The 26630-nt window shown below is 70.5% G+C and carries 23 protein-coding genes; 11 read left to right on the top strand and 12 right to left on the bottom strand.

The features are described from left to right. Positions 1 to 287 precede the first annotated feature (287 nt). A complete protein-coding gene (gene leuS / locus ACFFR3_RS27175) occupies positions 288 to 2735 on the top strand; it encodes a leucine--tRNA ligase (RefSeq protein WP_379484057.1) in 2448 nt (815 codons plus the stop codon). A 4-nt stretch (positions 2736 to 2739) separates the two neighbouring features. On the opposite strand, the gene ACFFR3_RS27170 is transcribed toward leuS, so the two are convergent. Then, positions 2740 to 3705, bottom strand: a complete 966-nt coding sequence (locus ACFFR3_RS27170; protein WP_345387781.1) for an LLM class F420-dependent oxidoreductase — start codon at positions 3703 to 3705, stop codon at positions 2740 to 2742. Between the two features lie 49 nt (positions 3706 to 3754). Further along, positions 3755 to 4183 (bottom strand): hypothetical protein, encoded by a 429-nt coding sequence (locus tag ACFFR3_RS27165; RefSeq protein WP_345387778.1) that lies wholly within the window; start codon positions 4181 to 4183, stop codon positions 3755 to 3757. Between the two features lie 147 nt (positions 4184 to 4330). On the opposite strand from ACFFR3_RS27165, the gene ACFFR3_RS27160 reads away from it, so the two are divergent. Beyond that, positions 4331 to 7480, top strand: a complete 3150-nt coding sequence (locus ACFFR3_RS27160; protein WP_379484056.1) for a S41 family peptidase — start codon at positions 4331 to 4333, stop codon at positions 7478 to 7480. Between the two features lie 88 nt (positions 7481 to 7568). On the opposite strand, the gene ACFFR3_RS27155 is transcribed toward ACFFR3_RS27160, so the two are convergent. Beyond that, the gene (locus ACFFR3_RS27155) at positions 7569 to 8612 is read right to left on the bottom strand and encodes a MalY/PatB family protein (RefSeq protein WP_379484055.1); all 1044 of its coding nucleotides are present in this window, start codon (positions 8610 to 8612) and stop codon (positions 7569 to 7571) included. Positions 8613 to 8740: 128 nt separating this feature from the next. Here ACFFR3_RS27155 and ACFFR3_RS27150 point away from each other — a divergent pair, with 128 nt between their 5' ends. Beyond that, positions 8741 to 9589 carry a nucleotidyltransferase domain-containing protein gene (locus ACFFR3_RS27150; RefSeq protein WP_379484054.1) on the top strand — a complete coding sequence of 283 codons (849 nt, stop codon included), beginning with the start codon at positions 8741 to 8743 and terminating at the stop codon, positions 9587 to 9589. A 153-nt stretch (positions 9590 to 9742) separates the two neighbouring features. Beyond that, a complete protein-coding gene (locus ACFFR3_RS27145) occupies positions 9743 to 11128 on the top strand; it encodes a family 43 glycosylhydrolase (RefSeq protein WP_379484053.1) in 1386 nt (461 codons plus the stop codon). Positions 11129 to 11360: 232 nt separating this feature from the next. On the opposite strand, the gene lexA is transcribed toward ACFFR3_RS27145, so the two are convergent. From lexA to ACFFR3_RS27130, 3 genes are all read right to left on the bottom strand, one after another. Continuing rightward, positions 11361 to 12068 carry a transcriptional repressor LexA gene (gene lexA / locus ACFFR3_RS27140; protein ID WP_345387768.1) on the bottom strand — a complete coding sequence of 236 codons (708 nt, stop codon included), beginning with the start codon at positions 12066 to 12068 and terminating at the stop codon, positions 11361 to 11363. Between the two features lie 28 nt (positions 12069 to 12096). Beyond that, positions 12097 to 12375 (bottom strand): hypothetical protein, encoded by a 279-nt coding sequence (locus tag ACFFR3_RS27135; protein ID WP_345387766.1) that lies wholly within the window; start codon positions 12373 to 12375, stop codon positions 12097 to 12099. 631 nt (positions 12376 to 13006) lie between these two features. Then, complete coding sequence (locus ACFFR3_RS27130; protein ID WP_379484052.1) at positions 13007 to 13243, bottom strand: hypothetical protein; 237 nt, start codon at positions 13241 to 13243, stop codon at positions 13007 to 13009. Positions 13244 to 13945: 702 nt separating this feature from the next. Between ACFFR3_RS27130 and ACFFR3_RS27125 the strand changes: the two genes are divergently transcribed. From ACFFR3_RS27125 to ACFFR3_RS27115, 3 genes are all read left to right on the top strand, one after another. Next, positions 13946 to 14257 (top strand): LysM peptidoglycan-binding domain-containing protein, encoded by a 312-nt coding sequence (locus ACFFR3_RS27125; protein ID WP_364363224.1) that lies wholly within the window; start codon positions 13946 to 13948, stop codon positions 14255 to 14257. Positions 14258 to 15061: 804 nt separating this feature from the next. Then, positions 15062 to 15517: a transcriptional regulator NrdR gene (gene nrdR, locus ACFFR3_RS27120; protein ID WP_043614619.1), complete on the top strand. Its 456-nt coding sequence runs from the start codon at positions 15062 to 15064 to the stop codon at positions 15515 to 15517. Continuing rightward, positions 15514 to 18351, top strand: a complete 2838-nt coding sequence (locus tag ACFFR3_RS27115) for a vitamin B12-dependent ribonucleotide reductase (RefSeq protein ID WP_379484051.1) — start codon at positions 15514 to 15516, stop codon at positions 18349 to 18351. Before nrdR ends, ACFFR3_RS27115 begins: the two co-directional genes overlap by 4 nt. A gap of 101 nt (positions 18352 to 18452) precedes the next feature. Here the strand turns inward: ACFFR3_RS27115 and ACFFR3_RS27110 are convergent, their stop codons facing one another. From ACFFR3_RS27110 to ACFFR3_RS27100, 3 genes are all read right to left on the bottom strand, one after another. Further along, on the bottom strand, positions 18453 to 19289 hold the full coding sequence (locus tag ACFFR3_RS27110; RefSeq protein ID WP_364363230.1) for a glycerophosphodiester phosphodiesterase: 837 nt from the start codon (positions 19287 to 19289) through the stop codon (positions 18453 to 18455). A 211-nt stretch (positions 19290 to 19500) separates the two neighbouring features. Continuing rightward, on the bottom strand, positions 19501 to 19968 hold the full coding sequence (locus ACFFR3_RS27105) for a pyridoxamine 5'-phosphate oxidase family protein (protein WP_364363233.1): 468 nt from the start codon (positions 19966 to 19968) through the stop codon (positions 19501 to 19503). Between the two features lie 32 nt (positions 19969 to 20000). Next, complete coding sequence (locus tag ACFFR3_RS27100; RefSeq protein ID WP_345387758.1) at positions 20001 to 20399, bottom strand: ester cyclase; 399 nt, start codon at positions 20397 to 20399, stop codon at positions 20001 to 20003. Positions 20400 to 20436: 37 nt separating this feature from the next. On the opposite strand from ACFFR3_RS27100, the gene ACFFR3_RS27095 reads away from it, so the two are divergent. Continuing rightward, the gene (locus tag ACFFR3_RS27095; protein ID WP_345387756.1) at positions 20437 to 21648 is read left to right on the top strand and encodes an amidohydrolase; all 1212 of its coding nucleotides are present in this window, start codon (positions 20437 to 20439) and stop codon (positions 21646 to 21648) included. Positions 21649 to 21707: 59 nt separating this feature from the next. Then, positions 21708 to 22793 (top strand): PrsW family intramembrane metalloprotease, encoded by a 1086-nt coding sequence (locus ACFFR3_RS27090; protein WP_364363238.1) that lies wholly within the window; start codon positions 21708 to 21710, stop codon positions 22791 to 22793. Positions 22794 to 22796: 3 nt separating this feature from the next. Here ACFFR3_RS27090 and ACFFR3_RS27085 read toward each other — a convergent pair whose 3' ends face one another. Then, positions 22797 to 24143: an MFS transporter gene (locus tag ACFFR3_RS27085; RefSeq protein ID WP_379484050.1), complete on the bottom strand. Its 1347-nt coding sequence runs from the start codon at positions 24141 to 24143 to the stop codon at positions 22797 to 22799. A 45-nt stretch (positions 24144 to 24188) separates the two neighbouring features. Here ACFFR3_RS27085 and ACFFR3_RS27080 point away from each other — a divergent pair, with 45 nt between their 5' ends. Continuing rightward, positions 24189 to 24776 (top strand): winged helix-turn-helix transcriptional regulator, encoded by a 588-nt coding sequence (locus ACFFR3_RS27080; protein WP_379484049.1) that lies wholly within the window; start codon positions 24189 to 24191, stop codon positions 24774 to 24776. Then, a complete protein-coding gene (locus ACFFR3_RS27075; protein ID WP_379484048.1) occupies positions 24745 to 25365 on the top strand; it encodes a pyridoxamine 5'-phosphate oxidase family protein in 621 nt (206 codons plus the stop codon). Before ACFFR3_RS27080 ends, ACFFR3_RS27075 begins: the two co-directional genes overlap by 32 nt. Before the next feature lie 44 nt (positions 25366 to 25409). Here ACFFR3_RS27075 and ACFFR3_RS27070 read toward each other — a convergent pair whose 3' ends face one another. Both ACFFR3_RS27070 and ACFFR3_RS27065 read right to left on the bottom strand, forming a co-directional pair. Further along, on the bottom strand, positions 25410 to 25580 hold the full coding sequence (locus ACFFR3_RS27070) for a hypothetical protein (protein WP_345387744.1): 171 nt from the start codon (positions 25578 to 25580) through the stop codon (positions 25410 to 25412). Between the two features lie 435 nt (positions 25581 to 26015). Beyond that, positions 26016 to 26465 (bottom strand): hypothetical protein, encoded by a 450-nt coding sequence (locus ACFFR3_RS27065; RefSeq protein WP_379484047.1) that lies wholly within the window; start codon positions 26463 to 26465, stop codon positions 26016 to 26018. Positions 26466 to 26630 lie beyond the last annotated feature (165 nt).

Raw genomic sequence — 26630 nt, 5'->3', positions numbered from 1 at the left:
CTGGGTACACCACGGCGTCAAGGCTATTCTTCTGGGACGAATGAGGTCACAACGGATACATCACCATCAGGTCTCACCGGACCTGAAGGATCCATTGTGCCCGCGGACCCCCTTCGAGTGCCTGCATTCATCCGAAGAGGTGCGCTAGGCTTGACACATGCGTTCCGCGACCCTGCTTCTTAGCGGGCCGCGACGGCCCTGAAGATCTCGCCGTCGCGGCTCCACCCCTCGTTGTGTGCACGGGGGGTTTTCTTATGGGTCCGAATCAAGCCAGAAGGACAGTAGCCGTGAGTGAGTATGACCCGCAGGCGCTGCAGGCCAAGTGGCAGCAGCGATGGGAGGAGCAGGACACCTATCGGGCGAGCGAGGACCTCGCGGACACCCGCGAGCGCCGCTACATGCTCGACATGTTCCCCTACCCGTCGGGCGACCTCCACATGGGCCACGGTGAGGTGTTCGCCATCGGCGACGTCGTCGCCCGCTACTGGATGCAGAAGGGCTACAACGTCCTGCATCCCATCGGCTGGGACTCCTTCGGGCTGCCCGCCGAGAACGCCGCGATCAAGCGCAACGCCCACCCGGCGGAGTGGACCTACGCCAACATCGAGACGCAGGCCAACTCGTTCCGCCGCTACGGCATCTCCTTCGACTGGTCGCGCCGCCTGCACACGAGCGATCCCGACTACTACCGCTGGAACCAGTGGCTGTTCATCCGCTTCTTCGAGCGCGGCCTGGCCTACCGCAAGGGCGGCCTGGTCAACTGGTGCCCCAACGACCAGACCGTGCTGGCCAACGAGCAGGTCGTGGCCGGCAGGTGCGAACGCTGCGGCGCCGACGTCATCAGGCGCGAGCTGACGCAGTGGTACTTCAAGATCACTGACTACGCCCAGCGCCTGCTGGACGACATGGAGCAGCTGACCGGCTGGCCCGAGCGGCTGCTGACCATGCAGCGCAACTGGATCGGCCGCTCCGAGGGCGCCGACGTCCTGTTCGAGATCGAGGGCCGCGACGAGCCGGTCCAGGTCTACACCACGCGCCCCGACACCCTGTTCGGCGCCACGTTCTTCGTGGTCGCCGCCGACGCCGCGCTGGCCGACGAGATCGTCACCGACGAGCAGCGTCCGGCGTTCGAGGCCTACCGCGCCGAGGTCGCCCGGCTGAGCGACATCGAGCGCCTGGCCACCGACAAGGAGAAGACCGGCGTCTTCCTGGGCCGCCACGCGATCAACCCGGTCAACGGCGAGCGCATCCCGATCTGGGCGGCCGACTACGTGCTGTCCGACTACGGCCACGGCGCCATCATGGCGGTGCCCGCCCACGACCAGCGCGACCTCGACTTCGCCCGCAAGTTCGACCTGCCGGTCAAGGTCGTCGTGCACACCGGCCTGGCCGACCCCGGCGAGACCGGCGAGGCCACGCCGGGCGAGGGCACGCTGGTCAACTCCGGCCCGCTCGACGGCCTGACCAAGGCCGAGGGCATCAGGAAGATCATCGAGGTCCTGGAGTCCGAGGGCAGGGGCACCGGCGCGGTCAACTACCGGCTGCGCGACTGGCTGCTGTCGCGCCAGCGCTTCTGGGGCACGCCGATCCCGATCATCCACTGCCCCGACTGCGGCGAGGTGCCCGTCCCCGACGAGCAGCTGCCGGTCACGCTGCCCGACATGCGCGGCGAGGCGCTGGCGCCCAAGGGCGTCTCCCCGCTGGCCAGCGCCACCGAGTGGGTCAACGTCGAGTGCCCCAAGTGCTCGGGCCCGGCCAAGCGCGACACCGACACGATGGACACGTTCGTCGACTCGTCGTGGTACTTCCTGCGTTACTGCTCGCCCGGCTACACCGAGGGCCCGTTCGACCCCGAGCAGGTGCGCAAGTGGGGGCCGATCGACCAGTACGTCGGCGGCATCGAGCACGCGGTGCTGCACCTGCTGTACTCCCGCTTCTTCACCAAGGTCCTGCACGACATGGGCATGGTCGACTTCACCGAGCCGTTCCTGCGCATGCTCAACCAGGGCCAGGTGATCAACGGCGGCAAGGCCATGTCGAAGTCGCTGGGCAACGGCGTCGACCTGGGCCAGCAGATCGACGAGTTCGGCGTCGACGCCGTACGCCTGACGATGATCTTCGCCGGTCCGCCGGAGGACGACATCGACTGGGCCGACGTCTCCCCGGCGGCCTCCCAGAAGTTCCTGGCCCGCGCGCTGCGCGTGATGTCCGAGGTCACCAGCGAGCCCGGCGTCGCGTTCGACGGCGGTGACGCCGAGCTGCGCAAGGTCACCCACCACACGATCGACGAGGTCACCAAGCTCGTCGAGGGCCAGCGCTTCAACGTCGCGGTGGCGCGCATGATGGAGCTGACCTCGGCGGCCCGCAAGGCCATCGACTCCGGCCCCGGCGCCGCCGACCCGGCGGTGCGCGAGGCGGCCGAGGCGCTGGCGGTCATGCTGTCGCTGGTCGCCCCCTACACCGCGGAAGAGGGCTGGGAGCGGCTGGGCCGCACCGGGTCGGTGGCGTTCGCCGGGTGGCCGGTGGCCGACCCCGCGCTGCTGGTGCAGGAGTCGGTCACGTGCGTCGTGCAGGTGGCGGGCAAGGTGCGCGACCGGCTGGAGGTCTCGCCCGACATCACCGAGGCCGAGCTGCGCGAGCTGGCCCTGGCCTCCGGCAAGATCACCCCCTACCTGCAGGGGGTGCCGCGCAAGGTGATCGTCCGGGCGCCCAAGCTGGTCAACATCGTCCCCTAGGGGTTCACACCTCGCGCAGGGCCGGCAGCAGTTCCTTCTCGGCCCAGTCGAAGAACTGCTGCTGCCGGTCGTGCCCGATCTGCACGAGCGCCACGTGGGTGAACCCCGCGTCGGCGAACTTCCTGACGCTCTCCACCACGGCGTCCACGTCGTCGCCGCAGGGCACGCTCTTCGCCACGTCCTCGGGGCGTACGGTGCCGGCGGCGGCGGCGAAGTTCACCGGCCCTGGCAGCTCGGCCATCACCTTCCAGCCGCTGACACTCCAGCGCCACAGCTCGTGGGCCCGCTGGAGTGCCGCCTCGCGGTCGGTGTCGTAGGAGATGGCGAGCTGGCCGTAGACCGGCTTGCCCTGCCCGCCGGCCGCGTTGAACTGCTGCACGACCTCGGGCATCGGCTCGTTGATGACCAGCACGTCGCCGTACTCGGCGGCGATCTCAGCGGACTGGCCGCCGGACGCGGCGATGCCGATGGGGACGGGTTGCTCCGGCAGGTCGTACAGCTTGGCCGAGTCCACGTCGTAGAACTCGCCCTGGTGGGTGATGTACTCGCCGCTGAACAGTTTCCTGATGATCTGCACGGCCTCGGCGAACATGCGGTGCCGGGTGTCCACAGGCGGCCAGCCCTCGCCGATGACGTGCTCGTTGAGGTTCTCGCCCGCGCCCAGGCCGAGGGTGAAGCGGCCCTTGCTCAGCACGCCCATCGTGGCCGCCTTCTGCGCGACCACGGCCGGGTGGTAGCGCATGATGGGGCAGGTGACGTACGTCATGAGCGGCAGCCGCTCGGTCGCCTGGGCGGCGGCGCCGAGCACCGACCAGCAGTAGGGCGAGTGCCCCATCTCCTCCAGCCAAGGGAAATAGTGGTCGGAGATGACGGCGTAGTCGAAGCCGGTCCGTTCGGCCGCGGCGGCGTAGTCGACGAGTTCGCGGGCCGGGGTCTGCTCGGACATCAAGGTGTAGCCGATCTGTACCATGTGTCCCGGCTACCCCGCTTTGTGCACCTTAGTGGCCGCAGTACGGAGATCAATGATGGTCGCGGTCGCCCAGCTCCTCGATCACCAGACTCAGCCCGATGCCCAGCAGCCAGAGGTCCTTCACGACGGCGGTGCCGTTCTGGGTCGGGCGCAGGCTGCCCTCCTTGCGCATCCCCGGCGTCCGCAGATAGAGGCCGAGCAGGCCCGCCGCGAAGCCGGTGAGCGCCGCCCCGGCCAGCAGCGACGGCACGAACGGCGCGAGCAGCGCCGCGCCGAGCGCGATCTCCGAGCGGGACAGCAGCCGGACGAACGCCTTCGGCTCCATGCTCGCCAGGAACGGATAGGTCCCCGACGCCATGCCGTGCAGTCCGGCCGCGGTCTGCTCCTCGGCGCCGGTCTTCTCGACGCCGGAGTTCAGGATGACGGCCGCCGCGGCCAGGCGGGTGGGAAGGTGGTGGGCGCGGGCGAAGATCCTCATCAGGGCCTCACAGACGTCGGGACAGCGGCCATCCCCCTGCCCGTGCGGGCCCGCGGCATCCCGGACTTGGGGTTTTCCAGGGCCGGTCCCGTCCGCCGGTGGAAGAATTCTTGGGCTTGGCTTGACGTCGCCGATTAGTGTGCAGGGGTGACAAATGGCGCATACCTGAGATACCCGCACCTACACGGTGACCTGGTCACCTTCGTCGCCGACGACGACGTATGGCTCGCGCCGCTGGAGGGAGGGCGGGCCTGGCGCTTCACCGCCGACCGCGTACCGGTGAGCAATCCGCGTTTCTCCCCCGACGGTGGCCGCATCGCGTGGACCAGCACCAAGGAGGGCGCCGCCGAGGTGTTCGCCGCCGAACTCGACGGGGCGGAGGGCGAGCGGCTGACCCACTGGGGCGGCAACGGCACCACCGTGCGCGGCTGGACGGCCGGCGGTGACGTGCTGGCGGTGAGCGAGGCCGGGCAGAGCTCGCGCGTACGGCGCTGGGCGTACGCGGTGCCGCTCGACGGCGGGCAGGCCACGCGGTTGCCGTACGGGTGGATCAGCGAGGTGGCCGTCGACGGGCCGCGGGTCGCCACCGTGTCGTCGATCTGGCGTGAGCCGTCGCAGTGGAAGCGCTACCGGGGTGGCACGGCCGGCAAGATCTGGGTGGACGCCGAGGGGACCGGCGAGTTCGTCCGGCTGTTCGCCGACAGCACGGCGCAGTACTGGTCGGTGAGCTGGGTGGGGGACCGCCTGGTCTTCCTGTCCGACGCCGACGGCACCGGCAACGTCTACTCCGCCCTGCCCGACGGCTCCGACCTGCGCAAGCACACCTCCCACGAGGAGTTCTACGCCCGCCACGCCACCAGTGACGGCCGCCGCGTGATCTACTCCCACGCCGGTGACCTGTGGCTGCTGGAGAGCCTGGACGCCGAGCCACGCCGGCTGGACGTGCGCCTCGGCGGCCCGCGCCCTGGACGGGCCAGGCGGCCGGCGCCGCTGCGGGTGGGCTCGTACGCGCCGGACGCCACCGGACGGGCGAGCACCGTCGAGATCCGCGGCACCGCCCACTGGGTGACCCACCGCGACGGCCCCGCGGGCGTGCTGCGCGCCGAGCCCGGCGTCCGCGTCCGGCTGCCGCGCGTGCTCGACGCCGACGGCAGAGCCGTGTGGGTCTCCGACGCCACCGGCGAGGACGCCCTGGAGATCGGCATCCCCGGCGGTGAGATCAGCACGCTGGCGGCCGGGCAGCTCGGCCGCGTGCTGGAGCTGGCCGCCGCCCCCGACGGCAAGCACGTGGCCGCCGCCTGCCACGACGGGCGGCTGCTCGTCGTGGACGTGGAGAGCGGGAACGTCAGGGAGCTGGACCGCACCGACCAGGGCGACGTCTCCGGCCTCACGTTCTCGCCCGACTCGGGCTGGCTGGCCTGGGAGTTCCCGCACGACGAGCGGCTGACGCAGATCAAGATGGGCCGCGTGGACGGCAGCTCGGTCATCGAGGTCACCCCTGCCAGGTTCGCCGACTACGACCCCGTCTTCACCAAGGACGGCAAGCACCTGGCGTTCCTGTCCGTACGCACCTTCGACCCCGTCTACGACACGCACGTCTTCGACCTGTCCTTCCCGTACGGGTGCAAGCCGTACATCCTGCCCCTCCAGGCCACCACGCCCTCCCCGTTCGACCCCTCCCTGCAGGGCCGCGGCTTCAACGGCGAGGACGACAAGCCCGCCAAGGGCGACAAGAAGGACGACGAGCCGCCGCGTACGGAGGTGGACACCGACGGCCTCTTCGACCGCGCGGTGCCCGTGCCCGTGCCGGCCGCCCGCTACGGCAACCTGCGCGCCGCCAAGGACGCGCTGCTCTGGCTGCGCCACCCGGTCACCGGCCGGCTCGGCGACGGCTCCGAGCAGAACCACGAGGTCGTGCTCGAACGCTACGACCTCAAGAAGCGCGCCAAGGCCGAGCTGACCAGGGAGGTGCGCTCGTTCGAGGTCAGCGGCGACGGCTCCCGGCTCGTCACCCACGGCAAGAACGGCCTGCAGACCCGCGCCGCGACCGAGGGCGACGACCCCGTCACCATCGACCTCGACCGGACCAGCGTGCGGATCGACCCCGTCGCCGAGTGGCGGCAGGGCTTCCGCGAGGCCGGCCGGCTCATGCGCGACCACTTCTGGCGGGCCGACATGAACGGCGTCGACTGGCAGGGCGTGCTCGACCGCTACGAGCCGCTCGTCGAGCGCATCGGCTGCCACTCCGAGCTGATCGACCTGCTCTGGGAGACGCAGGGCGAGCTGGGCACCTCCCACGCCTACGCCATCGGCAACGGCGGCGGCGCCGACCCGCGCCGCCGCCAGGGCCTGCTCGGCGCCGACCTGGCCAGGGACGACGACGGCGTGTGGCGCGTCACCCGCGTCCTGCCGGGCGAGTCGTCCGACCACGCCGCCCGCTCGCCGCTGCTCGCCCCCGGCGTCGCGGTCCGTCCGGGTGACGCGATCCTCGCCGTCGGCGGCCGTCCCGTCGATCCGGTACGCGGCCCGCTGGCGCTGCTGGCCGGCACCGCGAACCAGCCCGTCGAGCTCACCGTGCGGCCCGCGTCGGGCGGCGACGTCCGCCGGGTCGTGGTCAGCCCGATCGCCGACGAGACCGCGCTGCGCTACCACGACTGGGTCGCCGACCGGCGCGCCCACGTCAAGGAGGCGTCCGGCGGCCGGCTCGGCTACCTGCACGTGCCCGACATGGGAGCGCCCGGGTGGGCGCAGTTCCACCGCGACCTGCGCACCGAGATCGCCTGCGACGGGCTCATCGTGGACGTGCGGGAGAACGGTGGCGGGCACCTGTCGGAGCTGGTCCTGGAGAAGCTGTCGCGCAGGGTCACCGGCTGGTCGGTCTCCCGCGGCTACCGGCCGATGCGCTACCCCGACGACTCGCCGCGCGGGCCGGTCGTGGCCGTCGCCGACGAGTTCGCCGGGTCCGACGGCGACATCGTCAGCCAGGGCATCAAGAACCGCGGCATCGGGCCGCTCGTCGGTGTGCGGACCTGGGGCGGCGTCATCGGCATCGACCAGCGGTACTCGCTCGTGGACGGCACCGTGGTGACCCAGCCGCGGTACTCGTTCTGGCTGGAGGGGCCCGGCTGGGACGTCGAGAACTACGGCGTCGACCCCGACGTCGAGGTCGTGATCACGCCGCAGGACCGGGTCGCCGGGCGGGATCCGCAGCTCGACAAGGCGATCGAGCTGGCGCTTGCCGCGCTCGACGAGCACCCGCCGGCGACGCCGCCCGAGCTGCCGCCGCTGCCCGCCTGATAGTCGCCCCTGATGGTCGGCCCTGGTGGTCGGTGGTGATGGTCGGCGGTGATGATCGGCTGGGCCGCTCGTGGCGGCCCGGCCGGTCTCAGAGGACGGTCAGCCGGGTGAGGATCTCGGCCAGGATGGCCTCGGTGGTGGCGAAGTTGAGCCGTACGTAGTGCTCGCCGCCGGGGCCGAAGCCGGCGCCGTCGTTCAGCCTGACCCTGGCCTCGCGCTCGATCACCTCCGCCATGCCCGGCCGCCCCGCCTCCAGCCAGGCCAGGTACGTCGCCTCCGGCAGCCGGTAGCCGAACGTCTCCGGCAGCCGGGCGGCGATCGTGCGGCGGTTGCGGTCGAGCAGGGCCAGGGTCTCGGCCAGCCAGGCGTCCCCGTGCCGCCAGGCCGCGACCGTGGCCTCGACGCCGAAGACGCTGGGGGAGCCGTACACGAAGGGCGGTTGTGCCTCCAAGGCCGCGCGGACGCCCGCGTGGCCGAGGTGGGCGACCGAGCAGCGGATGCCGCCCAGGTTGAACGCCTTCGTGGCCGAGGTGAGGGTGACGGTGCGGTCCGGGAGGATCGTGGCGAAGGGGATGTGGTGGTGGGGTGCGTACACGAGGTCGGCGTGGATCTCGTCGGCGATGACCAGCAGGTCGTGGCGCTCGGCGCACTCGGCGAGCGCGGTCAGCTCGGCGCGGGTGAAGACGCGGCCGGTCGGGTTGTGCGGGTTGACCAGCAGCAGGACCCGGCAGCCCGACAGGTCGGGCACCTCGAAGCGCCAGGTGTCGCCGTCCGGTTCGAGGCTGATCGGATGGAGCCGGCGGTCCATGACCTCCAGCGTGGTCAGGAACGGGGGGTAGGCGGGGACGTGCAGGGCCACTCCGTCGCCGGGCCGCGTCCCGATCTGGAGCAGCACCTGGAGTGCCTGGTTGAGGTCGTTGAAGGGGCGGACGTGGGTGGGGTCGGGGTCCCAGCCGTGGCGGGCCGACATCCGCTCGGCGAACGCCTCGGCCAGCGGGCCCGCGCTCGGGTCGAGCAGCCAGGCGGGGTAGCCGAGGTCGCCTGCCGTCCGCCTGGCCAGGGCTTCGGTGACGGCGGGGGCCGTGGGCAGGTCCATGTCGGCGACCCAGGCGGGGATGACGCCTGGTTCCACCGCCGCCCACTTGAGCCCATCGTGTACTGATTTAAGGTCTATTGGGGGATATGCGTCCTCCACGTGGCCATTCTAGGATTTATGAATGTGATGAGGCGGTGGCGCGGGTTATGGCAGGCTGGGCGGCCATGACGCCCCACCCGAAGATCGACGCGATCGTCGAGACGTACCTCTCCGTGGCGGACGCGGAGGCCCCAGGGCTGGTGGAGGGGCTCTACCTCGAGGGCTCGGCGGCGCTCGGCGACTACCGGCCCGACACCAGCGACATCGACTTCGTGGCCGTCACCACCGGGCCGCCGGCGCCCGGCGTGCTCGAACGCATCCACACCAGGCTCGGCGCCCACCCCTTCGAAGGCGTCTACCTCACCTGGGACGACCTCGGCCACGACCCCGCCGAGCTGGGTGAGCGCCCCCAAGCGAAGGGCGCCAGGCTCAACCGACGCGGCGAGCCGAATCCCGTCACCTGGCACACCCTCGCCCGCCACGGCCTGACCTGCCGGGGGCCGAAGCCCGAAGAGCTGAAGATCTGGAACGATCCCGCCGCGCTCGCCGCGTGGACCGACGGCAACCTCGACCGTTACTGGCGCCGGCTGGTCCACCGCGCCTCCCGCCTGCTGTCCCCGTGGGGCGTGACCTCGCTCGGCGCGTACGGCACGGTGTGGGTGGTCACCGGGGTCTCCCGGCTGCACTACACGCTGGCCACCGGCGAGATCGCGTCAAAGACGGACGCCGCGCTGCACGCGCTGGAGACGTTCCCCGAGCGCTGGCACCGGGTGGTGAACGAGGCCTTGCGCCTGCGGCAGGACGACTCCGCGCAGCCGTCCTTCGCCGGGCTGGTGTCGTGCTTCGGCGAGCACTTCGGCACGCCCCGGCGCTCGCTCTACGGCTCGCCGTTCGAGCGGCGGAGGGACGTGCTGGAGTTCGCCGGTCACGTGATCGTGGCCGGGCACCGGCTGTTTCAGGCGCGGGGGGATTGACCGGGAGGCCGGTCCGGGATACGAATGCGATCCCGTCGGCGCGGAGCCGGGTGGCGTGATGTTAGCGCTAACACTGGCTCTCCTCCGGAAAGGACGCCCATGACTGCCCTCCGCCGGACTGTGGCCTTCGTCCTCATGGCCACAATGCTGCTCGTGATCCTTCCACCGGGCGCCGCCCATGCCTCCCCGGCCGTCCAGTACACCAACCCGATCGCCGCCCGCCGCGCCGACCCGCACGTCTTCCGGCACACCGACGGCTACTACTACCTCACCGCCACCGTCCCCGAGTACGACCGCATCGTGCTGCGCCGCGCCACCACCATCCAGGGCCTCGCCGGCGCCCCCGAGACCGTCATCTGGCGCCGGCACACCACCGGCGAGATGGGCGCCCACATCTGGGCCCCCGAGATCCACTTCATCAACGGCAAGTGGTACGTCTACTTCGCCGCCGGCCGGGCCGACGACGTGTGGCGCATCCGCATGTACGTCCTGGAGAGCGCCGCCGCCAACCCGCTGACCGGCGCCTGGACCGAGCGCGGCCGCATCACCACGCCGTGGGACACCTTCTCGCTCGACGCCACCACGTTCGTCGCGGGCGGCGTGCGTTATCTCCTCTGGGCGCAGCAGGAGCCGGGCATCGCGACCAACTCCAACCTCTACATCGCGCGGATGGGCGCCAACCCCTGGACGATCACCGGGACCGTCACCCGGCTGACCGTGCCCACGCTGGCGTGGGAGACGCGCGGCTACAAGGTGGCCGAGGGGCCCGCCGTGCTGCAGCGTAATGGGCGGCTCTTCCTGACGTACTCGGCCAGTGCCACCGACGCCAACTATTGCGTCGGCCTGCTCACCGCCTCGGCCTCCGCCGACCCGCTGCAGGCCGCCTCGTGGACCAAGAGCCCGAACCCCGTCTTCGCGAGCAACGCCGCCACCAGTCAGTACGGCCCCGGGCACAACTCGTTCACGGTCTCCGAGGACGGGCAGAGCGACCTCATCGTCTACCACGATCGCAACTATCGGGACATCTCCGGCGACCCGCTGAACGACCCCAACCGGCGGACTCGCGTACAGAAGGTGTACTGGCGCGCCGACGGCACCCCCGACTTCGGCATCCCGGTGGCCGACGGGGTCACGCCCGTGCGGCTCATGTCGTACGACGTGGCCGGCTCGGCCGTGCGGCACTGGGACTACCGCGCCCGCCTGGAGAGCAACGTCACCCCGCTGGCCGACTCCCAGTTCAGGCTCGTGACCGGGCTGTCCGGCGCCGGCACCGTCTCCCTGGAATCAGCCAACTTCCCTGGCTACTACCTGCGTCACCGCAACCATGAGGGATGGGTCCACCAGCGGGACGGCTCGGCCCTCTTCGACGCCGACGCCTCCTTCACCCGGCGCACCGGCCTCGCCGGCAGCGGCACCGTGTCCTTCGAGTCGATCAACTTCCCCGGCTACTACCTGCGGCACCGCGCGGGAACGGTGTGGGTGGAGCGGGACGACGGAACGACCGCGTTCCGCAACAGCGCCAGCTTCATCCTGGAGTGATCAAAAATTCGCCGGCCGGGGCAGGGGCCGGCGTCGCCACAGCACCCATCGTGAGCGACACCGAGAACCGTGAGGAGCCGCCGGCCCCGCCACCCTCACCAAGACATTCAGGAACCCAGAGAGCACATCAACCCGCGGGACCGGGGACGGGACGCGCGCGTCGTGCGCCCCGCCTGGCGCTCGGACGTGTGCCCGAGCGCCACCCCGCGAGGAGTCGGAGGAAGATCAGGGGTCAGAGGCGGCGCAGGACCGCGACGACCTTGCCCAGCACACTGGCCTCATCGCCGGGGATGGGCTCGTAGTTGGGGTTGTGCGGGACGAGCCAGACGTGGCCGTCCTTGCGCTTGAAGGTCTTGACCGTGGCCTCGCCGTCGATCATCGCCGCCACGATGTCACCGCTCTCGGCGACAGGCTGCTGGCGGACGACCACCCAGTCGCCGTCGGCGATCGCGGCCTCGATCATCGAGTCACCGGTGACCTGCAGGAGGAACAGCGTGCCCTCACCGACGAGCTGCTTCGGCAGCGCGAAGACGTCTTCGACGCTCTCCTCGGCGAGGATCGGGCCACCGGCGGCGATGCGGCCCACGAGCGGGACGTAGGCGGCCGTCGGCCGGTTGACCGTGGGCTCCTCGGCGCCGGCGTCGGGGTCGACCCACAGCACCGGCTCGCCCGGCAGGCGCACCTCGAGCGCGCGCGGCCGATGCGGGTCACGCCGCAGGTAGCCCTTCCGCTGCAGGGCGGTGAGCTGGTGCGACACGCTGGACGTGCTGGTCAGCTGCACCGCCTCGCCGATCTCACGCATGGAGGGCGGATATCCGCGCTGCTGCACCGAGTCGCGGATCACTTCGAGGATCTTGCGCTGCCTGGGCGTCAGGCCCAGGGAGTCTCGTCGGCGCACCGCGAGGTCGCTGACCCCGTTCGCGTCGTCCCGCTCGGTCATGCTCTTCCTCCTCGCCTGGCGGCCCGCCTCACCGGCGGACCTCCCGGTCTGTGGTCCCGATGTCGCACACAGCGACCGTATCGCTGTTGAAGATCATCTTCAAACAATTGTTCGAGTCTTCCTCGAAATTGTCGCCAGTGTGGTGTACAACATCGTACGGGAGTTCGATCGACACCGTGTTCGATTTGCTGATCTTATTTGGCCTTTTCCTCAGGCCACGCGGCAGGAGGTCATCCATGCGAAGGCCCACAAACACGGACACGACCAGCGAAGACGTCAACCGGCTCACCTTGATCGCCGAAGCCACGCGGAGTAACGATCGACGGGGAGACAATACGCGGGCGGGGGGTGGCGTTCGCATGAATTCCGGCAAGAGGTTGGGGCCCCGCTCCCGCCACGGCGGAAGACCCCATTTGCACCTCGTCCCACCCCCACGCCCAGCCCCCGCCGACCCACCCGACGCAGACGCTCTCGGCAACCCAGCCGCCACCGGGTCGTCGGCCCGTGACGCGACGCCGGGCGGTGCGGGACTGGGCAGTGAAGGGGCGCCGGGCGGTGCTGCGTTGGGTGGTGAAGGGGTGCCGGGGAGGGGCAGGGCGCGTCGCAGAGGCGCGGCGCTGGGCGACGGCACGGTGCCGGGCGGTGACGTGGCGCTGGGCGACGGCACGGCGTTGGGCGGTGACGTGGCGCCGGGCCCCGACGCGGCCCTGAGGAAAGGCGCGGCGGCGTCGGGCGGACGCGACGTACAGGGGCGGGGTGGGGCATCGGGCAGGGACGGGGCTCGCTGGGAGCCGGGCGGCGCGGGCCCACCGCGCGACGATGTCCCGCTTACGCGCAAAGCACGCCGACGTGGCACGAAGGCCGGCGGCCCGCCCCCCGACGTGACACCGTTGGGCCCTCGCCCGGTGCCCGCACGCCCTGACGTGGCCCCCTCACGCTCACGCGATGCCAGGGACGACACCCCGCTCGGCCGTGTCGCCGCTTCCCGAACCGGCAGCGGCAAGGGCGTCCGCAGCGATCAGGGTCTCCGTAGCGACATGGGTGTCCGTGGCGACGGGGGTGTCGGTGGTGACAGGGCTGCCCGCGGCGACAAGGGTGTCCCCGGCGACAAGGGTGCCCGCGGCGGCAAAGCCCTCGGCGGTGCGAAGGGCGTCCGGGGCGGGAAGGGCGTCCACGGCATCGCACCTTTCCGGCGTTTCTGGAGGAGGCAGGCCGACACCGGCGACGCCGGCATGCTCAGCCGAGGCCCGTTGACGCTGATACAGGGCGAGGCGAATGCGCCCGCGCCGGGCGGGAGCGCCGGAAGCGGGCGACGTCCTGCGGGGGTCGTCCCGGAACGCGGCGGCCCGTTCCCGCAGGGCCGCGCAGGAGGTCCCGCACGGCGAGGGGAGCACGCGGCCACGGGGGAGAAGACCACCGGACGAAAGAAGACCGCGGGCCGGGAGATAGCAAGCGGCCGGGAGATAGCAAGCGGGCGGCAGACAGGAAGCGGGCGGGAGAAAGGAAGTGGGCGGCAGACAGGAGGCGGGCGGGAGAAAGGAAGCGGGCGGCAGACAGGAAGCCGGCGGGAGAAGGGGGCCAAACGTAAGAAAGCGCTAGGGCGCGGGATCGCCGCAGCGCGGGCGGGCATGGCCGGACTGGACAGCGCGCCCGGGCGGCCACGTTTGGCGGGGCGGCCGAATCCGGGCGGGCGGCGAGGTGTGGTCGGGCGCGGAAGCGGAGTTGGGCGGGGAAGTGTAGGTCGCGGGGGAAGTGCGGGCCGGGCGGGAACCCTGGGTCGCGCGGGCAGGGTCGGTCCGGCGGGGAGTGTTGGGCGGCGGGAGCGGGTCGGTGTGCCTGGGCTGGGGAGGGCCGGGGCGCGGCGGCAGGCTGCTCCTGTGCGGTTGACGCGACGGGGGCGGATCGTGGTGGTCGTCGCGATGGCGCTGCTGTCGCTGGGCGGCTTCTGGCTCGGCACTCGGGCGGTCGGTCATGCGGAGGTGCGGGTCGTGGTTGCCGGTCACGCCGGGCTGCCGTGGGTCGAGGTGCACCAGGGGGACACCTTGTGGAAGATCGCTGATGCTCTTGCGGAGGGCGAGGACCCGGCCGCCCTGGTAGAGGAGATCAAGCGGCTCAACGGCCTGCCCGACTCCTTCATCCGGCCCGGCAGCCGCCTGTACGTACCGGGTGACACCGCCGCCTTACGCTGACGACCGACCCGGCACCCCCGGTCATGGTGCCGCTGTCACCCCGGGGACCGTCGGACCCGGCTCGGCGGGCCCGGGGCGCCTCTCAAGCCTGAGGAGAGCGTCCCGGCCGTCGTGAAGGTTCTCGAAGCGGAGGCCGGCGCGCCCGGTCCGCGGTTCCTGGACCGACACGGCGACGTCGCCCCCTGGTGACCCGGGGGCAAGAGGGCTTGCCTGGGTGATGGGCGGGTAGGGCTGCCTGGCTTCCTGGTGACGCGGCCAGGCGGCTCCGGTGGCGGGCAGGTGGGCATGGGGTGCGTGGGTTCTTTCTGGAGGGATGGAAGTGCAGGTGGGCGGGGTTGTACGAGGTGCCGTTCCGGGTGGGCGGTTATGTGGGGGTGGTTCTCGCGTTGGAGGTCGGTGGCGGGAGGCGCCTTCGCCGAGGGGCGTTACAGGGGGTCAGGGCGGTGGGCGCGAGTGCTGGGTTTGTCCGGTGGTAGGGGTGTGAGAGTTGTTCACGTGCGACCGCTTGAGTAACCGATGTGACGTCTCTACCTGCGTAAAGATCACCGCCGGTGGGCCGACACGCCCGGGGCGGATGAGGCGAGGGGGCTGATCAGCGACTTCGGCGGGAAGGGGTGGCTCAACTTGCGTTCATGGTCGCGCGCTTCTACGGTTGGACCACAACATCTAGTAGTTACACCGATGTAGTTCACCACACCTTGTGTTTCCGTGACCGCTCCATGGGTTCCCGTGGAGTGTGCGTCAGCGTCCCGTCAGGGCGGTTTCTGCGGTGTGTGGTGGCCGCAGGTCTTGGAGGCGAAAAGCGTGCACTGTCCGTTCTGTCGCCACCCTGACACCAGGGTCATCGACAGTCGCTCGACGGACGACGGTGCGGCCATCCGGCGTCGCAGGACCTGTCCCGAGTGCGGGCGCAGGTTCACCACGCAGGAGACCGTACTGCTCATGGTGAGCAAGCGCAGCGGAGTGACCGAGCCGTTCTCGCGTGACAAGGTCGTCGCCGGCGTGCGGCGGGCCTGTCAGGGCAGGCCGGTCAGCGAGGATTCGCTGGCGCAGCTGGGGCAGCGGGTGGAAGAGGCCATCAGGGCGAAGGGCGCGGCCGAGATCCCGTCCAACGAAGTGGGCCTGGCCATCCTGGGGCCGCTGCGGGAGCTGGACGAGGTGGCGTACCTGCGGTTCGCATCGGTATATCGCGGTTTCGAGAGCCTGGCGGACTTCGAGGCCGAGATCAAACAGTTGAAGGCGGAGAAGGGGGAGTCATGACGGAGACGGCCAGCGGTTCAGTGGCGCGCGGGGGCAAGCGTCCGCGTAAGGGCCTGAAGATGAAGCGGATCTTCACCACGCCCGGTGTGCACCCGTATGACGAGATTCAGTGGGAGCGCCGCGACGTCGTCATGACGAACTGGCGCGACGGGTCGATCAACTTTGAGCAGCGGGGTGTCGAGTTCCCCGACTTCTGGTCGGTCAACGCGGCGAACATCGTGACGACCAAATACTTCCGCGGCGCCGTGGGCACGCCGCAGCGTGAGTGGAGCCTGAAGCAGCTCATCGACCGGGTCGTCGGCGTCTACACGAAGACGGGCATCGAGCACGGCTATTTCGCCAGCGACGAGGACGCCGAGATCTTCGACCACGAGTTGAAGCACGCGCTGGCGCACCAGGTGTTCGCGTTCAACTCGCCGGTGTGGTTCAACGTGGGCACGCAGTCGCCGCAGCAGGTGAGCGCCTGTTTCATCCTCTCCGTGGACGACACGATGGAGTCGATCCTGGAGTGGTACAAGGAAGAGGGCGTGATCTTCAAGGGCGGTTCGGGGTCGGGGGTCAACCTGTCCCGCATCCGTTCCTCCAAGGAGCTGCTGTCGAGCGGCGGCACGGCCAGCGGGCCGGTCTCGTTCATGCGCGGCGCCGACGCCTCGGCGGGGACGATCAAGTCCGGCGGTGCCACCCGCCGGGCCGCCAAGATGGTCGTGCTCGACGTCGACCACCCCGACATCGAGGAGTTCATCGAGACGAAGGCGCGCGAGGAGGACAAGATCCGCGCGCTGCGTGACGCCGGGTTCGACATGGACCTGGGCGGCAAGGACATCGTCTCCGTCCAATACCAGAACGCCAACAACTCCGTCCGCGTCTCCGACGAGTTCATGCGCGCGGTGGAGAAGGGCGGCGACTTCGGGCTGCGGGCCCGCCTGACCGGCGAGGTCATCGAGAAGGTCGACGCCAAGAACCTCTTCCGCAAGATGGCCAAGGCCGCCTGGGAGTGCGCCGACCCCGGCCTGCAGTACGACGACACGATCAACGACTGGCACACCACCCCCGAGACGGGCCGCATCACCGCCAGCAACCCCTGCAGCGAGTACGTCCACCTCGACAACTCCTCCTGCAACCTGGCCAGCATCAACCTGCTGAAGTTCCTGAAGGACGACAACTCCTTCAACGTCGCCGACTTCGTCAAGCTGACCGAGCTGATCATCACCGCGATGGACATCTCGATCGTCTTCGCCGACTTCCCGACGGAGAAGATCGGCGAGACGACGCGGGCCTACCGGCAGCTCGGCATCGGCTACGCCAACCTCGGCGCGCTGCTGATGGCGACCGGCCACGCGTACGACTCCGACGGCGGCCGGGCCGTGGCGGGGGCGATCACGTCTCTGATGACCGGTGTGTCCTACCGGCGCAGCGCGGAGCTGGCGGGCGTCGTGGGCCCGTACGACGGATATGCCCGTAACGCGGAGCCGCACAAGCGGGTCATGCGCAAGCACGCGGCGGCCAACGACGACCTGCGCACGGTCGGCACGATGGACGCGAAGATCCACGCCGAGGCGTCCCGCCAGTGGTCGGAGTGCCTCAAGCTGGGTGAGAGGAACGGCTACCGCAACGCCCAGGCCAGCCTCCTCGCGCCCACCGGCACGATCGGCCTCATGATGGACTGCGACACCACCGGCATCGAGCCCGACCTGGCGCTGGTCAAGTTCAAGAAGCTCGTCGGCGGCGGCTCCATGCAGATCGTCAACCAGACGATCCCGCGGGCGCTCAAGCAGCTCGGCTACCAGCAGGAGCAGATCGAGGCCATCGTCGAGTACATCGCCGAGCACGGCCACGTCGTCGACGCCCCCGGCCTGCGCCAGGAGCACTACGAGGTGTTCGACTGCGCGATGGGCGAGCGGGCGATCGCGCCCATGGGCCACGTCCGCATGATGGCGGCCACGCAGTCGTTCCTGTCCGGCGCCATCTCCAAGACGGTCAACCTGCCCGAGTCGGCCACGATCGACGACATCGAGCAGGTCTACCTCGAGGGCTGGCGGCTCGGGCTCAAGGCCCTGGCCGTCTACCGCGACAACTGCAAGGTCGGCCAGCCGCTGTCGGCCGGCGACGGAGCGAAGAAGCAGGAGCAGAAGGCCGAGCAGGCGGCGGAGCCCGAGGTCAAGGTCGTCGAGGTCAACCGGCCGACCCGGCGCCGCATGCCCAACCAGCGGCCCAGCATGACCACCCGGTTCACGGTGGGCGGCGCGAAGGGCTACATGACCGCCTCGTCCTACCCGGACGACGGGCTCGGCGAGGTCTTCCTCAAGATGTCCAAGCAGGGCTCGACGCTGGCGGGCGTCATGGACGCCTTCTCGGTGGCGATCTCCATCGGGCTCCAGTACGGCGTGCCGCTGGAGACGTACATGAGCAAGTTCGTCAACATGCGGTTCGAGCCGGCCGGGATGACCGACGACCCCGACATCCGCATGGCCACCTCGGTGATGGACTACATCTTCCGCCGGCTGGCCCTCGACCACCTGCCCTACGAGGAGCGGGCGGCGCTCGGCATCTTCTCGGCGGCCGAGCGGGCGGCGCAGCAGCGCGGCGAGGACCCGGCGGCGCTGCAGGAGACGGTCGACCGCGAGGCGCTGGCCCAGTCGGCCCCGATCGAGTCGGCCGCCGCCCAGCCGAAGGCGGAGGAGGAGCTGCCGGTCGTCAAGCAGGAGCTGACGCTGGAGAGCCACCAGCGCTTCACGGCCGACGCGCCGCTCTGCATGACCTGCGGCACGAAGATGCGCCCCGCGGGCAGCTGCTACGTCTGCGAGGGCTGCGGCTCGACCAGCGGCTGCAGCTGACCCGGCAGGACGCCGGCCGGCGGATGCGGTTCAGAGACCGGCCGGTGGTGAGCGAATGAGAGAGGGGCCCGGATCTCGATCCGGGCCCCTCTCGGCTTGTCTCAAGAGTCGAGTACGTCGCGCAGGACGTCGGGTTTGTTGCTGATGATGCCGTCCACCTGGTAGGTCAGCATGCGCCGCATCGTGTCAGGATCGTCCACCGTCCAGGTGAGGACGTCCATGCCGAGCTGGTGGACGCGGCGCACGTACGCGGCCGTGAGCTCCCCGTACGGCGGGTTGATCTGGTCGGCGAACGAGGCCAGCCCCCGCAGCTCACTCGTCGAAGGCGTGCCCAGCAGCCCGATCGGCACCTGCGGCAGCAGCCGCTCGAACCGGCGCATCGAGTCCCAGTCGAACGACTGCACGACCAGCCGCCCGGGAGCCAGCCACCAGGAGTGGCGGCGCAGCTCGGCGGCGATGCGGGCCTCGATGCCGGGATAGAGGTGCGGCGACTTGACCTCGAGCAGCAGCCCGACGCCCGCGCCGCGCATCTCCTCCAGCGCCTCGGCCAGCGTGGGCACGGGCTCGCCGGTGTACTCGCCGGACAGCCAGGAGCCGGCGTCGAGCTCGCGGATCTGGGCGAGGGTGAGGTCGCCGACGTTCCAGGGGGACAGGCCGGGGAAGCGGCGTTCTGCGTCGGTGGTGCGGGTCAGGGTGGTGTCGTGCATCAGGACCAGGTGGTGGTCCTTGGTCTCCTGGACGTCCACCTCGAACATGTCGGCGCCCTGGTCGGCGGCGAGGTGGAGGGCGGAGACGGTGTTCTCCGGCGCGTACGCCGACGCGCCCCGGTGGGCGACGGCGGTGACCGTCGCGGCGAAGGCGGCGCTCGCGGGAGCGGCGGGCGCGAGGAGGGTGAGGGACAGGGAGGTGATGGTCAGGACGGCGAGCCGCTGGAACATGAGTCTCCTCTGGTGGGAAGAGATGACGACTCGACGGTGACAAGGCCTTGTGACGGCGAGTTGAGGGCAGGGTAACCCGGCGGTGCCGCGCAGATGAGCAGAACGCGCGACACCGGCTCACTTCATGGGAAGATCGGCGAGCCACAGATGCGCACGTCAGGTGATATGTCGGCAAAGGCGCGGCCGGCTCGCGGGAGGGCCGCAGGCCGGGTCAGTCGGTGGGGAGCGTCGTTCCGTAGAGGCGGTTCACCCGTAGCCTGATCACCAGGCGCTGGTCGGTCACCATCTGCTTCAGGAACGCCTCCTCGTCCCCGGGCTCCTGCGGCGCCATGGCCAGCAGCTCCCTGCCCACCTCGTCGCCGGGCTCGCTGCTCACCGGCGACAGCTCCGCCTGCCCCTCGGCGACCACGAAGGCCATGAAGTCGTCGCTGGCGACGTAGAGGGCGCAGCGCGGGTCGTTGCTGAGCTGGCGCACCTTGAGCCGGCCGGCGACGGTGGAGATGCGCGCGACGCGCTGCTCAGGGTCCCAGTGGTAGAGGACGGTGGACAAGTGGGGGTGACCGCTGCTCTTGGTGGTGGCCAGCGCGCCGAAGCGCTGTGAGGCCAGCAGGCCGGAGAGCTGCTCGTCCTGCAGGGAGCGAGGCGCGGGCCCGGCACCGGGACCGTAGGTTTCCGACATGCATCAACCTGATGGCTAGATAATGGGAAATATCACCCTATACCGAGCTGTCGGCCGAACGTCTGGACGTCGGAGATCACCCAGTACTCGGCGAACCGCCCGGAACGCGCCCGCAGAATGTCGTGCCCGCTGAAGGCGATCCTGGCGCCCGAAGGAGCCGTCGCCCCGGGCAGCCCGCCCCGATAGGTCCCGGCGAACGTCCACCGCGCCGACACCAGATCACCGTCCACGATCGGCCCCACGTCGAGGGTGACGTCCACGTCCGTGAACGGCTCGTGCGCCTGCCGCAGCGCCTCGGTCAGACCGGCGGGCCCCGAGACGTCCATCCCCGGCCAGTGCCCGGCGAAGTCGGCGGTGACCAGCTCGCCGGCCAGCCCGAAGTCGCCCTTCCACAGCTCCAGCAGCCATCGTCGGTAAAGGTCAGCCAGCATTGAGGCCACCTACCCGGCGAGCTGTAAGTTACAACGCATGAATCTCGCCATCACCAGTGGATACGTTGTGCCCGTCGACGGCGACCCCATCGACGGAGGAACCGTCCTCATCCAGGACGGCAAGATCACCGCGGTCGGCCGCGACGTCAGCATCCCGGAAGGCACCGAGGTCGTGGACGCCGCCGGTAGCTGGGTGCTGCCCGGCTTCGTGGAGGCCCACGGCCACCTCGGCGTGTACGAGGAGGCCGAGGGCTGGGCCGGCCAGGACACCAACGAGATGACCGACCCCAACGGCGCCCGCCTGCGCGCACTCGACGCCATCAACCCGGCCGACCTGGCCTTCGGCGACGCGCTGTCCGGCGGCGTGACCACCGCCGTGATCAAGCCGGGCTCCGGCAACCCGATCGGCGGCCAGACGGTCGCGATCAAGTGCTGGGGCAGGTCGGTGGACGAGATGCTGCTCAAGGAGCCGGTGAGCGTCAAGAGCGCGCTCGGCGAGAACCCCAAGCGCGTCTACGGCGACCAGAAGAAGCTGCCCTCCACCCGCCAGGGCGTGGCCGCGGTGATCCGCGACGCGTTCATGAAGGCCCAGGACTACAAGGCGAAGAAGGCCGCGGCGGCGGACGAGGGCAAGCCGTTCGACCGCGACGGCACGATGGAGACCCTCGTACGCGTGCTCGACGGCGAGCTGCCCTGGTGCCAGCACACCCACCGCGCCGACGACATCGCCACCGCGCTCCGGCTGGCCGACGAGTTCGGCTACCGCCTGGTGATCAACCACGGCACCGAGGGCCACCTGCTGGCCGACACCCTGGCCGAGCGCAACGTGCCGGTCATCATCGGTCCGCTGTTCACCTCCAGGTCGAAGGTGGAGCTGCGGGAGCGCTCGCTGCGCAACCCCGGCATCCTCGACCGGGCCGGCGTCGAGGTGGCGATCACCACCGACCACCCCGTCGTGCCGATCCACTTCCTCGTCCACCAGGCCACGCTGGCGGTCAAGGAGGGCCTCGACAGGACCGCCGCGCTGCGCTCGATCACCGTCAACCCGGCCCGCATCATGGGCCTCGACGACCGGGTGGGCGCCCTGCGGCCGGGGCTCGACGGCGACGTCGTGATCTGGTCCGGCGACCCGCTCGACGTGATGAGCCGCGCGCTGAGGGTTTTCATCTCGGGCCGCGACGTGTATTCGTACACAGACGGTGAGGCCGTGGTGGCGGATCCTTATTACCGGGAAACGAGCGACCGTTAAGCGTGCGTGACGGCCGGGGCGCATAGCCGGTCGTGCAGACGGGAAGAGAGGGCACCACCATGACTGCACCGCCGCTCGCCCAACGGCCCAGCAAGGCCCTGCTGATCGGGCTCGTCGCCTCCGGCCTTATCGCGCTGATCGTCCTCGCCCTGATGCTGTACGCGGGCGGCCCCGTCGGGTTCGGCCTGTCCGCGCTGCTGGGCCTCGCCCCCCTTCCCGTGCTGCTGGCCGCCGTGCTCTCGCTGGACAGGCTCGAGCCCGAGCCGAAGCTCAACCTCGCCTTCGCCTTCGCCTGGGGCGCGGGGGTGGCGATCGTGGCGGGCATCGCGCTGACCCTCGCCGGTCAGGAGCTGTTCAGCAGGGCCGGCTATGCCGCCTCGACCGTCAAGGACGTCGGCTCCGTCGTGCTGGCGCCGGTGATCGAGGAGGCGCTCAAGGGCTCGGCCCTGCTGCTGCTCCTGCGCAGGCGCGCCGAGATCGACGGGCTGACCGACGGCATCGTGTACGCCTCCATGACCGGCCTCGGCTTCGCCACCGTCGAGAACGTCGGCTACTACCTGCTGGCCTTCGGCGAGGACGGCCCCGGCGCCGCGGTCCAGCTCTTCGTGATGCGCGGCCTGATCGACCCGCTCGGCCACCCGATCTACACCTCGATGATCGGGCTCGGCATCGCGTACGCGCTCACCCGCGGCACTCCGGGCAGGTACGCCGCCATCCCGCTCGGCTACCTGGGCGCGGTCGTCCTGCACGGCCTGTGGAACGGCGCCGCCACGACGGGCTCGCTGAACGTGCTCGGCGGCGCCTACCTGGTGATCATGGTGGCGCTCATCGCGCTCATCGTGGTGACCGTGAACGAGCGCCGCCACCTCATCGCCAGGATGGCCCACTACCTGCCCGCGTACCGGCAGACGGGGCTGATCAGCGACGCCGACCTGCGCATGCTCACCACGCTGCCCACGCGCAAGACGGCCCGCAGGTGGGCTAGGGGAGTGGGGCTCGGCCGGGCCATGAGCGACTACCAGCACGCGGCGACCGAACTGACCATGCTGCACGTGCGGGCGGAGCGCAAGCCCATGGACCCGGCGCGGTTCGCGGCCGAGCGTGACGCGTACCTGGCGGCGATGGCGCGCTCGCGCCGCTGGTGAGGGTCAGGCCCTGACGAGCAGCGCGGCCGCGGCGGTGAGCCCGGTCAGCACGATGGCGGCGGCCACGGAGATCAGGGTCCCCTGCGACAGGCCGGCGGCGCCGATCGTGGCCGCGATCCCGGCCGCGCCCAGGGACGAGCCGATGTACCTGGCGGTGTTGTTGGCGCCCGAGCCCATGCTGACGCGGTGGGCGGGCACGCTCTCGATCGCCAGGTGGGTGATGGAGGAGTTGATCAGGCCCGAGCCGGTGCCGCTCACCGCCAGTCCGGCGATGACCAGCGGCAACGACAGCGTGGCGGCCAGGCTCAGCAGCCCGGTGTAGCCGGCCGCGCTGAGCCCGAGGCCGAGTGCCAGGCGGGCGGCGGCGCTCAGGCGTACGTGCCGCGACAGCAGCGACGTCACGAACGACAGCCCCGACCAGACCGCGAACAGCAGCGCCGTGTCCAGCGCGGTCAGCCCGTGCGCCTCCTGCAGCACGGTCGGCAGGTAGCTGAGCAGCCCGACCACCGCCGCCCCCACGACGGTCGCCCCGCCGGTCGCGACCAGGAACAGCGGGCGCCTGAACAGCTCCAGGTCCAGCAGTGGCTCAGGCCGGCGCCGTTCGACCGCGACGAAGGCCGCGATCAGCACCACGGCCGCGGCGAACGCCCACTCCACCACCGGCCGCGACCAGCCCGCCCGGCCCTCGATGACGCCCGCGACCAGCGCCGCCACGCCGAGGGTGAGCAGCACCACCCCGGGCACGTCGAACCGGCGTGGCGCCGCCGCCCGCGACTCGTCCAGCGTCCGCGCCGACACCACGGTCAGGGCCAGCGCGCCGGCCGCCATCAGCCAGTAGGCCGCCCGCCAGCTCGTCGCCGTCGCGATCAGACCGGACAGCAGCGGGCCGGCCGTCGTCCCGAGGCCGATCATGGCGCCGTAGCGGCCGGTCGCGCGCACCCGCTCCGACCCCGCCGGGTACGCGTGTCCCACGATGCCCAGGCTGGCGGCCAGCACCGCCGCGCTCGCCCCGCCCTGCACGAGCCTGGCCAGCACGAACACCGCCACGTTGGGGCTCACGGCGGCCAGCACGCTCGCGGCGGCGAGCACCCAGCCGCCCGTCACGAGCACCCGCCTGCGCCCGTGGTCGTCGGCGAGCCCGCCCGCGACCAGCAGCAGCGACGACAGCCCGAGCGCGATCGAGCCGAGGATCCACACCGGCCCTGTCGGCCCGGCGCCCAGCGACCGCGCGGTCTGCGGCAGCGTCGCCATCGGCAGCGAGAAGTTCGTCATGACGAGGAACGGCGCCGACGACGCCACGGGCAGCGTCCATCGCCGCAGGAGGACCGTCGGTTCGGTCACTGAACTCATGTCGGGCACGCTAGCACGGTTCGGTGAATGAACTAACATGGGGCCATGGCGCTCGGGAAGACCTACGAAGGCCAGAACTGCTCGCTGGCCAGTGCCCTCGAGGTGATCGGCGAGCGGTGGACGCTGCTCATCGTCCGCGACGCCCTCTACGGCGTGCGGCGCTTCGGCGACTTCCAGGCCCACCTCGACATCCCCAGGGCGGTGCTGTCGCAGCGGCTGGCCGCGCTGGTCGCCGCGGGCATCCTCGAACGCCGCCGCTACCAGGACTCGCCGCCGCGCGACGAGTACGTCCTGACCCCCAGGGGCCGCGAGCTGTGGGTGCCCGTGCTGGCTCTGGCCGCCTGGGGCGAGCGGCACCTGGCCGAGCGCGGCCCGCGCCGGCTGTTCCACCACGTGACCTGCGGCACCCGCCTCGACCAGGTCTCCTTCTGCGCGTCCTGCGGCAGGAACGTCGCGCCTGAGGAGGTGGAGCTCCGCCCGGGCCCCGCCCTGCGCGACGGAGTCGTACGGGATGATCCGGTCAGTCTCGCCCTCCGGACACCACACCGGATGCTCGCCCCCATCTCTGACAAGATGGTGGAAACCCCCGAAGGGAGATCACATGGCGTGGACGGAGATCGAGTCGGAGGCTGAGCTGCGCGAGCTGCTGGGGGAGGTCATGCCGCGGGCCGCCACCAAGGACCGGCCCCGCCTGCACCCCCGCGACCGCGAATGGCTGGCGGCCTCGCCCTTCTGCCTGATCGCGACGTCCGACGACACGGGCGCCTGCGACGTCTCACCCAAGGGCGACCCGGCCGGGTTCGTGCACGTCATCGACGACACGACGATCGCGATCCCGGAGCGTCCCGGCAATCGCAGAGCGGACGGATTCCGAAATGTCCTGAAAAACCCGCATGTGGGGTTGATCTTTCTGATCCCCGGGCGGAACGAGACCCTGCGCATCAACGGACGCGCCCGGCTCGTCCGCGAGGCCCCGTTCTTCGACGAGATGATCGTCAAGGGCCACCGCCCGCGCCTCGCGCTCGTGGTCGAGATCGAGCAGATCTTCCACCACTGCGCCAAGGCGTTCCTGCGCTCGGAGCTGTGGAAGCCGGAGACCTGGAACCCCGACGTCCTGCCGTCCAACGCGAAGATCATCAAAGAGGTGCAGACCGTGACCGAGTCGCTCGAAGAGCTCGAGCGCTATTACGGGGAGTCGTACAAGCAGCGGCTGTACGGCTGAGCGTGATCAGGTCCGGGCTGAAGGAGCGGCCCGGACCTGCAGGTTCAGGCGGCGGGAGTGGGCCCGCCGGGAAACCGGATGACGTTTCTGCCGGTGTAGGCGCGCAGGTCGACGACCTTGGCGTCGGCGAGCGGCTTGCGGCGGCGGTCGGCCGCCCGGATGTCGCGGATCTTGTGCCTGGCAACAGCTGGCGGCACCACCGCAAGCCTCTTCATCGTGAGCCCCCCGTGATATTCCTGTTACCTATGTTATCTACAGATACCCCCGTAAGTTCGGTGTAAGGAGCAAGTCAGTAGGGAAGCCGGCGACCTGCCGGTGACCGCAGGTCGAGCTCCAGCGCCGGCCGGGGGCGCCGTTTGGCCGACTTCGTGACTCTGACGCGTTTCATGGTGTTTCCCCCTTCGGAAGCGCGTCTTTCTCCTTTCACGACGCTGCGCCGCGTGTCGCCGGCGACGTCATGACGGCCGGTTGACCTCCGCCATGCGCGCCAACCTAATCGGGGCCGCCCGCCCGCTCAACGCATTTCTACGAAGACGGCAGGGCGATGGTCTCGGCGAGTGATGATTCGTCTCGGGGCCGGGGCCGGATGTGTCGCCCTGACCTCCTCTTTCGGACCCTACCCCGCACCGGTCACCTCATCGGCCGCCTCATCAGCCCTTGCAGTTGCCCCACGACTTGCGGCCGCCGAACGCCGTGACGCGGTTGTCCGGGTCGCGCGTCCAGCCCGCGTACCGCACGCACTTCCAGGCCCCCTGGATGTGGCCGGTCTCGGCGTAGTAGCGGTAGCGCTGCTCGTCCTCGCTGCGGCCGCCGCCCTTCACCTCGAGGTAGGCGCCGGTGGTCGTACGGGTGCCGGTGAAGGCGGTCTTGATGGCGGCCACGCAGTTCTTGCCGCTGCGCTTGCTGTACATCAGGTAGACGTGGCCGAAGACGGCGCCGCGCTTGGTCTTCATCGCCCGGTGGCCGTCCTTGACGCGGTGGAAGCCCTTACCGCAGACGCGCTCGGGGGTGTACGCGGCGGTTGCCGCATACGCGGTGGAGGGTACGGCGGCGAGCCCTGCGGCGGCCAGCGCGGCCGCGATGATCGTTCGGGTGAGCACGTGGAGCCCTTCTGCGAGGTGTGCATGAGCAAGGATGATCTTTACTGTGCTCTGACCGAAATATCAAGCGAAACCCGTCATGTCGGGAAGCGTGACGAAAAGGCGGAATATGGCGGTCTCTTGGGGAAAGGGGACCACGGAACGGGGTATCCCACGAGCGGATCG

The sequence above is a fragment of the Nonomuraea salmonea genome (genome assembly GCF_042428605.1).
GTDB lineage: Bacteria > Actinomycetota > Actinomycetes > Streptosporangiales > Streptosporangiaceae > Nonomuraea > Nonomuraea salmonea.
This window is presented reverse-complemented; position numbering and strand designations above follow the sequence as displayed.